7 protein-coding genes are annotated in these 11,901 nt (G+C 67.2%); 5 read left to right on the plus strand and 2 right to left on the minus strand.

What is annotated here, in order from left to right:
• Positions 1-40: 40 nt before the first annotated feature.
• Positions 41-2,695: an aminopeptidase N gene (gene pepN, locus AC3A56_RS07855; RefSeq protein WP_487769928.1), complete on the plus strand. Its 2,655-nt coding sequence runs from the start codon at positions 41-43 to the stop codon at positions 2,693-2,695.
• A gap of 91 nt (positions 2,696-2,786) precedes the next feature.
• Here the strand turns inward: pepN and AC3A56_RS07860 are convergent, their stop codons facing one another.
• The gene (locus AC3A56_RS07860) at positions 2,787-2,972 is read right to left on the minus strand and encodes a hypothetical protein (RefSeq protein ID WP_007808674.1); all 186 of its coding nucleotides are present in this window, start codon (positions 2,970-2,972) and stop codon (positions 2,787-2,789) included.
• A 608-nt stretch (positions 2,973-3,580) separates the two neighbouring features.
• Here AC3A56_RS07860 and mnmG point away from each other — a divergent pair.
• The 4 genes from mnmG to AC3A56_RS07880 all read left to right on the plus strand — a co-directional run bounded on the left by mnmG (position 3,581) and on the right by AC3A56_RS07880 (position 10,722).
• Positions 3,581-5,458, plus strand: coding sequence for a tRNA uridine-5-carboxymethylaminomethyl(34) synthesis enzyme MnmG (mnmG, locus tag AC3A56_RS07865; protein WP_487769929.1), 1,878 nt, complete (start codon positions 3,581-3,583; stop codon positions 5,456-5,458).
• Between the two features lie 63 nt (positions 5,459-5,521).
• Positions 5,522-6,298: an RDD family protein gene (locus tag AC3A56_RS07870; protein WP_056716569.1), complete on the plus strand. Its 777-nt coding sequence runs from the start codon at positions 5,522-5,524 to the stop codon at positions 6,296-6,298.
• Positions 6,299-6,451: 153 nt separating this feature from the next.
• Positions 6,452-8,782 carry a Tex family protein gene (locus AC3A56_RS07875; protein ID WP_487769930.1) on the plus strand — a complete coding sequence of 777 codons (2,331 nt, stop codon included), beginning with the start codon at positions 6,452-6,454 and terminating at the stop codon, positions 8,780-8,782.
• An 86-nt stretch (positions 8,783-8,868) separates the two neighbouring features.
• Positions 8,869-10,722 (plus strand): autotransporter outer membrane beta-barrel domain-containing protein, encoded by a 1,854-nt coding sequence (locus tag AC3A56_RS07880; protein WP_487769931.1) that lies wholly within the window; start codon positions 8,869-8,871, stop codon positions 10,720-10,722.
• Positions 10,723-10,909: 187 nt separating this feature from the next.
• Here the strand turns inward: AC3A56_RS07880 and AC3A56_RS07885 are convergent, their stop codons facing one another.
• A complete protein-coding gene (locus AC3A56_RS07885; protein WP_487769932.1) occupies positions 10,910-11,791 on the minus strand; it encodes a YbaY family lipoprotein in 882 nt (293 codons plus the stop codon).
• Between the last annotated feature and the right edge of the window lie 110 nt (positions 11,792-11,901).

Consider the following 11,901-nt stretch of genomic DNA (forward strand, 5'->3'; position numbering starts at 1 on the left):
CATGGTATCCTTTTCGATCCCCACGCCCCATCTCTACCCCATGCATGCACTCCCCGAACAAGCCGCCCCGGCCTTGATCCGTCTTTGCGACTACCGTGCGCCGGCCTGGCGCGTGGAGACGGTCGAACTGGATTTCGACCTTGGCATCGACGCCAGCGAACTGTGTTCGCGCCTGCGCCTGCGCCGCGACCCCGCCCAGGACGCGCCGCTGCGCCTGGATGGCGAGAACCTTCAGCTGCTGTCGATCAGCCTGGATGGCGTGCCGTTGCCCGCTACCGCCTACCGCTACGCCGACAACGTGCTGGAAGTCGACGGCGCGCGCGATGGCAGCGTGCTGGAGACCCGCGTGCGGCTGCGCCCGGCGGCGAACACCGCACTGGAAGGCCTGTACCTGTCCGGCTCGCGCGAGGCCGGCTTTCTGCTGACCCAATGCGAGGCCGAGGGCTTCCGCCACATCACCTTCTTCCCCGACCGGCCCGACGTGCTGTCCAGCTACACGGTCACCCTGCGCGCCGATCGCGCGCGCTTCCCGGTGCTGCTGGCCGGCGGCAACCCGGATGGCGCCGGCGAACTCGAGGGCGGCCGGCACTGGGCGCGCTTCGTCGACCCGCATCCCAAGCCGAGCTACCTGTTCGCCCTGGTCGCGGGCCGGCTGGAGGTGATCGAGCGCGACTACGTCACCGCCGACGGCCGCGCGGTGCAGCTGAAGATCTGGGCCGAGGCCGACGCGATCGATCGCTGCCACTACGCGATGGACGCGCTGGAGCGCTCGATGCGCTGGGACGAGCAGGCCTACGGCCGCAACTACGACCTGGACGTGTTCCACGTGGTCGCCACCCACGACTTCAACATGGGCGCGATGGAGAACAAGGGCCTCAACATCTTCAACGCGAAGTGCCTGCTGGCCGATCCGGATTCGACCACTGACGACGAGTACCGCCACGTCGAGGCGGTGGTCGCCCACGAGTATTTCCACAACTGGAGCGGCAACCGCGTCACCTGTCGCGACTGGTTCCAGCTGAGCCTGAAGGAAGGGCTCACCGTGTTCCGCGAGCAGAGCTTCTCGGCCGACATGAACTCGGCGCCGCTGAAGCGGATCGAGGACGTGTCGCTGCTGCGTCGCGCCCAGTTCCCCGAAGACGCGGGCCCGCTGGCGCATCCGGTGCGCCCGGCGCAGTACAGCGAGATCAACAATTTCTATACCGCCACCGTCTACGAGAAGGGCTCGGAACTGGTGCGCATGCTGGCCGGCGCGCTGGGCCAGGACGGCTTCCGCCGCGGCATGGACCGGTATTTCGAGCGCAACGACGGACGCGCCGCCACGATCGAGGACTTCCTCGCCGCGCTGGGCGAGGCCAACGACACCGACCTCTCCCCGTACCTGGCCTGGTACGGCCAGGCCGGCACGCCGCGACTGAAGGCTCACGGCCAGTACGACGCAGCCGCGCATACCTACACGCTGAGCCTGGGCCAGCGCGCGCCCGGCGGCAACGGCGCGGAGGCACGGCCGCCGCTGCCGATCCCGGTGAAGCTGGCGTTGTTCACCCGCCACGGCGACATGCTGCCCCTGCATCTGGACGGCCAGACGTCCGGACCATCGAACGAGATGGTGGTGGTGCTGGACCAGGCCGAACGGAACTTCGTGTTCACCAACGTGATCACCGCGCCGGTGCCCTCGCTGCTGCGAGGATTTTCCGCGCCGGTGGTGCTGGAGTGCGACTACGCACCGGACGAACTGGCCCTGCTGCTGGCCCACGACATCGACGGCTTCAACCGCTGGGAAGCCGGCCAGCAACTGGCGGCGCGCGCCTACGAGAACCTGCGCGACGGCAACGCGTCCGACGCCTTGCTGGCCTGGTGCGATGCGCTGGCCTCGCTGTTCGGCAACGCCACGATCGACGACGCCTTGCTGGCCGACCTGCTGACCCCACCGGGCGAGGTGGAACTGGCCGAGCGCGAGTCGGCGATCGATCCGCAGCGCATTCACCAGTTGCGCCAGGAACTGCAGCAGCGGCTGGCCGCGCGCCTGGGCGCCGACGCCCTGCGCCAGCGCTACGCCGCGCTGGCCGCACACACCAGCATCGCGCTGGACGCCGTCAGCCAGGCGCGTCGCCGGCTCAAGCGCCGCGTGCTGGAGTTGCTGGCCTTGCTGGACCGTGACGGCGCGGCCGAACTGGCGGCCGCGCAGTTCCGCGACGCGCCGGGGATGACCGATCGCCTCGCCGCGCTGTCCGTGCTGGTGCGCAGTGGCGCGCCGCAGGCGTCCGCAGCCCTGCTCGAATACCGCGCACGTCATGCCGGCGATGCGCTGGCGCTGGACAAGTGGTTTGCGGTGCAGGCGCAATTGCCGGGCGAGCCCGCGCTGGAGCGCGTGCAACTGCTGGAGCGCGACGACGCGTTCACGCTGAAGAATCCGAACCGGGTGCAGTCGCTACTGGGTGCGTTCGTGCGCAACAACCCCAGCGGCTTCCATCGCATCGATGGTGCCGGCTATCGCCTGCTGGCCGAGCGCCTGGTGTCGCTGGATGCGCTGAACCCGCAAGTCGCGGCGCGACTGGCCACGGCGTTCAACGGCTGGCAGCGGCTGGAGCCGCGGCGGCGCGAGGCGGCGCGGACGGTGATCGTGGAGCTGGCGGCGCATCGCGGGCTGTCCCGCAATCTCGCCGAAATCATCGGCAGCGTGTTGAATCACTGACCGTCGACGGGGTGCCGCGCAGTGGGGCTGCCCCGGTATCTCGCCCTGCGGTGCGTGGTGGTGTCACCACGCACGTGGGCGGGTTCTTCATTCAGACGGCCAGATGATCGAGCGCGTCCAGCAGGCTCTGCATGCGCGATTCCAGGTCGGGCTGCAGTGCGTCACGCTCGCTGTCATTGCGGTCATACAGCTCGTCGATGTCCATTTCGACCTGGCCCAGTTCGACCAGCAGGTCATGATGCGGATAGACGGGTTGGAAATCGAAGCTCATGTCCATGACATATCTCCTTCGTGGTTGGTAGCAAAGGGAATGCAACCGCCATGCCATGTGTGATGCTCGTCACAGTTTTTCCGGGCATGGATCACACGACTGACGCAGCACGTCATCAGCTGCCGCGGTCCGGCACAAAATTCCTTTTCAGTCACCCTTTGTTCACGCATTTTCGGTGACTATCGACCCGCACCACGAGACGGCAGACGCTGCTTTCGTTTCAGCGAATTTCCGGTTTCTGGCGTTCGGCAATACGGTCATCCTGGATTCCCCCTGTTCCTGAGACCGCCGAGCGCCAGATCTAAAAGCACGAGGCCCCGCGGCTACCACCGCGGGGCCTCGTCATTTGGGCGATCCGGCCAGTGCGCACGGCCGTTCGGACCGCACAAAAGACGACGGCACCCCGAGGGGTGCCGTCTTGCTTCCTTTCCCGGTACGCGATCGAACCCCTGTCAGTTCGATCTCGGCGCGCGTAGTCGCGCAGCGTCTGCCCTGGAAAGTGCTGACGCAGTCTAAGCAGGAAGCGTGCCATCCATCGGTTTCGGCTCACAAACCCTTGATGGCGTTACCATGTCGCCCCGTTTCGTCACTTTCTGCACGCTCAGGTCAGTTTGATGCACCACCCGACCCGTTACGACGTCATCGTGATCGGTGGCGGTCACGCCGGCACCGAAGCCGCGCTGGCCGCCGCCCGCACCGGCGCGCGCACCCTGCTGCTCAGCCACAACATCGAGACGATCGGCCAGATGAGCTGCAACCCGGCCATCGGTGGCATCGGCAAGGGCCACCTGGTCAAGGAGATCGACGCGCTGGGCGGTGCCATGGCGCATGCGGCCGACCGCGCCGGCATCCAGTGGCGGACCTTGAACGCGTCGAAAGGCCCGGCGGTGCGCGCCACGCGCTGCCAGGCCGACCGCGCCCTGTACAAGGCGGCGATCCGCTACATCGTGGAAACCCAGCCCAATCTCGAATTGTTCCAGCAGGCGGTGGACGACCTGATCATCGAAGGGGAACGCGTCTGCGGGGTGGTCACCCAGATGGGCCTCACGTTCAACGCCCGCAGCGTGGTGCTCACTGCGGGCACCTTCCTCGCCGGCAAGATCCACATCGGCCAGGCGCAGTACGCGGGTGGTCGCGCGGGCGATCCGCCGGCCAGCACGCTGGCGCAAAAGCTGCGCGAACTGCCGGTGGCCGCCGACCGCCTGAAGACCGGCACGCCGCCGCGGATCGATCTGCGCAGCATCGATTTCAGCGGCCTCGACGAGCAGCCCGGCGACACGCCGGCACCCGTGTTCTCCTACCTCGGCTCGCGTGACGAACACCCGCGCCAGGTCAGCTGCTGGATCACGCATACCTCCGAGCGCACGCACGAGATCATCCGCGGCGCGCTGGACCGCTCGCCGCTGTACACCGGCCAGATCGAGGGCGTGGGCCCGCGCTATTGCCCGTCGATCGAGGACAAGGTGGTGCGCTTCGCCGAGAAGTCCTCGCACCAGATCTTCATCGAGCCGGAAGGGCTGGACACGTTCGAGATCTACCCGAACGGCATCTCCACCTCGCTGCCGTACGACGTGCAGCTGGCCCTGGTGCGGTCGATCAAGGGTTTCGAGCACGCCCACATCACCCGTCCCGGCTACGCGATCGAGTACGACTACTTCGACCCGCGCGGCCTGAACCCGTGGCTGGAGACCAAGGCGATCCCCGGCCTGTACTTCGCCGGTCAGATCAACGGCACCACCGGCTATGAAGAGGCCGCCGCGCAAGGCCTGATCGCCGGCCTCAACGCGGCACTGTCGGTGCAGGGCAAGGCGCCGTGGTATCCGCGCCGCGACGAGGCGTACATCGGCGTGCTGATCGACGACCTCACCAGCAACGGCACGATCGAGCCCTACCGCATGTTTACCTCGCGCGCCGAATACCGGCTGCATCTGCGCGAGGACAACGCCGACCTGCGCCTTACCGAGCAGGGTTTCGAACTGGGCGTGGTGGCGCAGGTGCGCTTCGATGCCTTGCGCGCCAAGCGCGACGCGGTGGAGCGCGAACTGCAGCGACTCGGCTCGCTGTGGATCTCGCCGACGAATGCGCTGGGCGCGGCCGTGCAGCGCCAGCTCGGCATCGCGGTCACCCGCGAAACCAGCGCCACCGACCTGCTGCGCCGCCCCGAACTCGACTACGCCGGGCTTGCCGAGGTCGCCGAACTGGGCCCGACGCTGACCGCCGAGGATGTCGTGGCACAGGTCGAGGTGCAGGTGAAGTACGCCGGCTACCTCGAGCGCCAGCGCGAGGAGATCGAGCGCCAGCGTCGCCAGGAGCACCTGCCGATCCCGGCCGGGTTCGACTACGACAAGGTGCGCGGGCTGTCCGCCGAAGTGCTGCTGAAGCTCAAGCGTTCGCTGCCGGCCACCGTCGGCCAGGCCGCCCGCGTCAGCGGCGTGACGCCCGCCGCGATTTCGCTGCTGCTGGTGCACCTGAAGCGCCGCAACGCGGCCTGAGCTTGCGGCAATCGCGGCCGGTCATGGCATCATGCCCACTTTGACCAGCATGGGGAGTGCGCAATGGAGATCTGGATCGGCCGCGACGGTGAACGACATGGCCCCTACAAGGAAGAAGACGTGCGCCAGTGGTTGCGCAGCGGCCAGGTCAGCCCGGCCGACCTGGCCTGGTACGAAGGCCTCGCCGACTGGCAGCCGCTGTCGGTGCTGTTTCCCGACGCGGTGAACGCGGTACCTGCGGCCGCCGCAGGCAGCAACCCATACGCCGCACCTGCTGCACCGCTACTGCCGCAGACCACGGCCGCCGCGCTGGAAGACTATGCCGGCTTCTGGAAGCGCTTCGCCGCCTACATCCTCGACGCGATCATCCTGTACATCCCGCAGATGCTGATCGAGAAGGCGTTCGGTGGCACCGCGGCGAAGGCCGCGCTGCAGCAGGCGATCCTCGATGGTGCTGGCAACCCTGACGCGATGATGGCGGCCAACGCGCATTACTACGGCACGATGTGGCCGGCGATGCTGCTGATCCTAGTGATGGGCATCCTCTACTTCGTGGTTTGCGAAAGTTCGGCCTGGCAGGGCACGGTGGGCAAGCTGGCGCTGGGCATCCGGGTCACCGACCTGGACGGCAACCGGATCAGCTTCCTGAAGGCACTGGGCCGCTATTTCGCCAAATTCCTCAGCGCGATCATTCTCGGCGTCGGCTTCCTGATGGCCGGCTGGACCCAGCGCAAGCAGGGCCTGCACGACATGATCTGCGGCACCCTGGTGCTGAACGGCCGCGCCAGCGAGTTCAACGGCGCGCCCGCCGGCAAGAAGAACAATTCGTTCAACGCGTGATCCTGGCCTGAATCAGGACAGCAGCGGCGCCGCGGTCGATCCGCGGCGCCGTTTTGTTTGGCGGGACAGCGCCCTCGGGATCACTTGTTATCATCGAGGGTCAGTCCCGTTTATCCGGCGCCGCGCGCCGTTGCAAGGAATCGAAAGTCGCTCATGCAAAGCATCGAACAACGCATCGCCACCGATATCGCCGCCAGCACCGCCCAGGTCCGCGCCGCGGTCGAACTGCTCGACGGCGGCGCCACCGTGCCGTTCATCGCGCGCTATCGCAAGGAGGTCACCGGCGGCCTCGACGACACCCAGCTGCGCCTGTTGGAAGAACGCCTGCGCTACCTGCGCGAGCTGGAAGAACGTCGCGCGGCGATCCTCGCCAGCGTCGAGGAACAGGGCAAGCTCGATGACGCATTGAAGGCCGACCTGCTCGCCGCCGACACCAAGGCGCGGCTGGAAGACCTGTACCTGCCATTCAAGCCCAAGCGCCGCACCAAGGCTCAGATTGCCCGCGAGGCAGGGCTGGAACCGCTGGCGCTGGGCCTCCGTGACGATCCCACGCTGACCCCGGAAGCGTTCGCCGAGCCCTTCGTCGACGCGGAGAAAGGCGTCACCGACGTGCGCGCGGCGCTGGATGGCGCCCGCGCGATCCTGATGGAGTCGATCGCCGAAGACGCTCACCTGGTCGGCGAGCTGCGCGACTGGCTGTGGACGCAGGGGCAGATCCGCGCGACCGTGGTCGAGGGCAAGCAGAACGAGGGCGCGAAGTTCCGCGACTACTTCGACCACGTCGAACCGATCGGCAAGATTCCCTCGCACCGCCTGCTGGCACTGATGCGCGCCCGCAACGAAGGCGTGATCGAGATCGAGCTGGCACCCGCCGCCGACAGCGAGCAGGGCCACGCCGAAGCCGAGGGCCGGGTGGCGGCGCACGCGAACATCCACAACCGCGGCCGCGCCGCCGATGCCTGGCTGCGCGAAACCGTGCGCCTGACCTGGCGCGTGAAGCTGCACCTGCACCTCACCCTCGACCTGTTCGGCCGCGTGCGCGAAGGCGCCGAGGACGAGGCGATCCGGGTGTTCGGCGACAACCTGAAGGACCTGATGCTGGCCGCCCCGGCGGGCGCGAAGACAGTGATGGGGCTGGACCCCGGCATCCGCACCGGCTGCAAGGTCGCCGTGGTCGACGCCACCGGCAAGGTCCTCGCCACCGACACCATCTACCCGCTGGAGCCGAAGCGGCAGTGGAACGAATCGCTGGCCTCGCTGGCCCGGCTGTGCAAGCAGCATCACGTCGACCTGATCTCGATCGGCAACGGCACCGGCTCGCGCGAGACCGACAAGCTGGCCGGCGAACTGATCAAGGGCCTGGCCAAGGCCGACGCCTCGCACACGATCGCCAAGATCGTGGTGAGCGAGGCGGGCGCCTCGGTGTATTCGGCGTCCGAAACCGCCGCCAGGGAATTCCCCGACCTCGACGTCACCCTGCGCGGCGCGGTGTCGATCGCCCGCCGCCTGCAGGACCCGCTGGCCGAGCTGGTGAAGATCGAGCCGAAGGCGATCGGCGTGGGCCAGTACCAGCACGACGTGAACCAGATCAAGCTGGCCCGCGCGCTGGATGCCCGCGTCGAGGATTGCGTCAATGCCGTCGGCGTGGACGTCAACACCGCCTCGGCCGCCCTGCTGTCCCGCGTCGCCGGCCTCAGCGCCAGCGTCGCCGAGAACGTGGTCAAGCACCGCGACGCCAACGGTCCGTTCGCCAACCGCAAGGCGCTGCTGAAAGTGCCGCGGCTGGGCGACAAGGCATTCGAGCAATGCGCGGGTTTCCTGCGCGTGCCGAACGGCGACAATCCGCTGGACGCCAGCTCGGTGCATCCGGAAGCCTATCCGGTGGTCGAGCGGATCATCGCCCAGTGCGGCCGCGAGGTGCGCAACATCATCGGCGACACCGGCTTCCTGCGCGGGCTGAAGGTCGAACAGTTCACCGACGAGAAATTCGGCGTGCCGACCGTGCGCGACATCCTCAAGGAACTGGAGAAGCCCGGCCGCGATCCGCGCCCGGAATTCGTGGCGCCGAGCTTCGCCGAAGGCGTCGAGGACGTGAAGGATCTCCGGCCGGGCATGATCCTCGAAGGCCGCGTCACCAACGTGGCGGCGTTCGGTGCCTTCGTCGACATCGGCGTGCACCAGGACGGCCTGGTCCATGTCTCGGCGCTGTCGCATACCTTCGTCAAGGACCCGCGCGACGCGGTAAAGGCCGGGGACATCGTCAAGGTCAAGGTGATGGAAGTCGACCTGCCGCGCCAGCGCATCGGCCTCAGCATGCGGCTGGACGACGAACCCGGACAAACGCGCGAACGCGGCGCCGGCGCAACGGAAGGCCGCGGACCACGCGATGGCCGTCCGCCAAGCCGTGGCGGCCTGCCCAAGCCCACGCCGCCACCCGCCAGCGGCGCCTTCGCGGATGCTTTTGCGAAGGCTCGCAAGAACTGACGTCGATGGTGCAGCCGCAGGCTTTCCGTTACTTTAGTGAAATATCTACGCGGCCCTTCCGGGGCCGCTACTCCAGGAGTCCACGCATGCTTCGCACACGTCATCTGGCCGGCGCGATCGCCGCCGCCATGCTGCTGGCCAACGCCGCGCAGGCCACCGATCGCTCCACGTTCAACCATGTCGTGGTGTTCGGCGACAGCCTCAGTGATGCGGGCAACCTGCCCAACACCGCCGGCGCGTACGACAAGTTCACCACCAACCCCGGCCAGGTCACCGTGCAGAACGTGGCCGACCAGCTGGGCCTCGACCTGCAGCCATCCCGCTTGGGCGGCAGCGACTACGCCTACGGCGGCGCGGGCATCACCACCAACAGCGATCCGGCGCCGCAGATCCAGACCATCACCCAGCAGGTCAACGGTTACCTGGCCAACGGTGCCAAGGCCGATCCGCACAGCCTGTACATGATCTGGGGCGGCGCGAACGACATCTTCTATCACTCCACCCAGTACGGCGTGGGCGTGGTCATCCCCGGTTACGGCGAAACCCTGCAGCAGGCCACGACGAACATCAACGCCGCGGCCACCCAGGAAGTGGCGCTGATCAACCAGCTGAAACAGGCCGGCGCCCAGCACCTGGTGGTGTTCAACCTGCCCAACATCGGCGCCACCCCGTCGGCCCGGGCCAACGAGGCCCTGGTGCCGGGCATCAGCGGCGTGCTCACCGACGTGTCGCAGTCCTACAACCAGATCCTCAATGCGGGCCTCGGCGACCACACGCTGGCGGTGAATGCCTACGCGCTGTTCGACCAGGTGCTGGCCGATCCGGGCAAGTATGGTTTCGTAAACGTCACCACGCCGGCCTGCACCACGTCCAGCTCCCACGACTGCGACGGCACGACCCTGGTCGCCGCCGGCGCGGACCAGAACTATCTGTTCGCCGACGGCGTCCACCCCACGACCGCTGCGCACCGGATGCTCGGCCAGGTGGTGTCGTCCGAACTGGCCGCGCCGCAGCAGGTCTCCCTGCTCGGTGAAGCACCGTTGTCCGCGATCACCGCCTATGGCCGTGCCCTGCACAACCAGATTCTGCAGGACAGCCTGGGCGAAGGCACCCGCGCCTTCGTCAACATCGACTATGCCCAGCAGCGTTTCGACGCCAGCCCCAGCTCGCCGTCGGTGAACAGCGACAACGCGCACTTCACGCTGGGCTACGACATGCGCGTCAACGAGAACCTGTCCGCCGGCGTGGCGCTGGGCATCGCCCGCGACACCGCGCACATGAACGGCGGCGGTGGCTACCACCTGGTCGACTACTCGGGCCTGGGCTACGTGACGTGGCAGGCCGGCGGCGGCTACGTGGGCGGCATCGTCCACTACGGCGAGTCCGACTTCAAACACATCGAACGCAACTTCCAGGTCGGCGCGGCGCGCATCAGCGAAGTCGGCAACACCGACGGCTCGCACGTCGGCGCCAACATCAACGGCGGCTGGTGGTTCAGTTTCGACGACATCCGTACCGGCCCGTTCGCCAGCTTCGAATGGCAGGACGCGAAGGTCGACGGCTATGCCGAAATCGGCAGTGACGCCACCGCCATGTGGTTCGGCAAGCAGCGCCGGCGCGCGCTGCTTGGCAGCATCGGCTGGCGGCTGCAGGGTCAGTGGCAGGTGGCCAATCTGGTCATGTCGCCCTACGCCGAACTGGCCTGGACGCGCGACAGCAAGGCCGACTCCGTGCGCACGGTCAGCACCGGCCTGAACACCATGAACGGCTCGTTCTCGATGGTCGGCTTCGTCCCGGACAAGGCCTGGGGCACGGTCGACCTGGGGCTGTCCGCCCAGCTCACCCCGAAGGTGACCAGCTGGATCGGCTACAACGCCCGCTTCAGCGATACCAGCCAGCGCTACAACGCCTTCAACATGGGCTTCCGGATCAAGTTCTGAGAGGTTGTGATTTTTTCAACCTCGAAGCCCGGCCATGGAGGGCCGGACGTGGATCGGTCACGCAAGTGACTGATTCACGTGAGCACGTCCGGGCATGTACCGGACGTGCGATAGGCTCTGAGTTTTCGGAAGGCACAAAAAAAGCCGCCGGTCTCCCGGCGGCTTTTCTTTTGGACGTCTGGACGGCTTACTTGTTCTTGCCGCCGGTGGCGATGCCGAGGATCGACACCGCGTCCTTCTTCATGGTGGCGGCAGCGGCGGCATCCAGCGGCTGCACGTCGGCGCCGACCTGATGCTGCTGGAGCACCAGGGTGCCGTCCTCGCTCCAGCCGGCGCGGTCGATCGCGCTGGGCTTGCCGTCGCGGTTGGCCTTGGTTTCCTGCACGATCACCCACGGCTTGCCGTTCTTGTAGGCGTAATCGGTGCTGGTGTAGCCCTTGTCGCCGTAGTCGACTTCCTCGCGGATGTACTTCACTTCGCCGGCCTGGCGGAACAGCTGCCAGCCGCGCGAGTCATTGGCCTCCAGCTTGGTGCCATGGCTGATCTTCATGCCGCCGATCTGCGCCTTGACCTCGCCGAATTCGGCCAGCAGCTTCTCGGATGGGGTCTGCTCCGACTGCAACTGGATCGCCACCGCGTCGTTGTTGCTGCCCTTGGCCAGCACCGGCGCCTGGATCGGCATGGTGTACTGGCGATCACCGTCGGTGATGGTGGCCTGGATCACGTACAGGTCGTTCGGCTTCACGTCAGCCGGGTTGAAGCTGAGCGTGAACGACTGCGGGAACGTACCGGCCGGCGAGGTCTTGCTGGCCAGCGGCGCCGAACCCACGGCGGTGGAGGACACGTCGACCAGGTTCAGCACCAGGCTGGCCTTGTCCGACGGCGTCGACGAGCCGGCACGCAGCGAAATCGTTCCGCTCACCTGGCTCGGCGTCTTCGCCACGGTGCCCGCGGTGTTCGCCGAAGCGGGACCGGAGGAGTCCGCCTGCGGGGACGAATTGGAAGCGTTGTTGCAGCCGGCCAGGGCCAGTGCAGCAACCGACATCAGCGACAAAACCGTCTTGCGCATCGGGGAAACCTCTTCAAGCGTGAAATCAGGCACGTGTCCGTTCAGGCGCTCGGCGCCACGACTTTTACGCGGGGGAAGTTCCAAGCATAGCCCAAAAAGCGCGGCCCGGA

The organism is Rhodanobacter sp. Soil_C_14 (assembly GCF_057657335.1).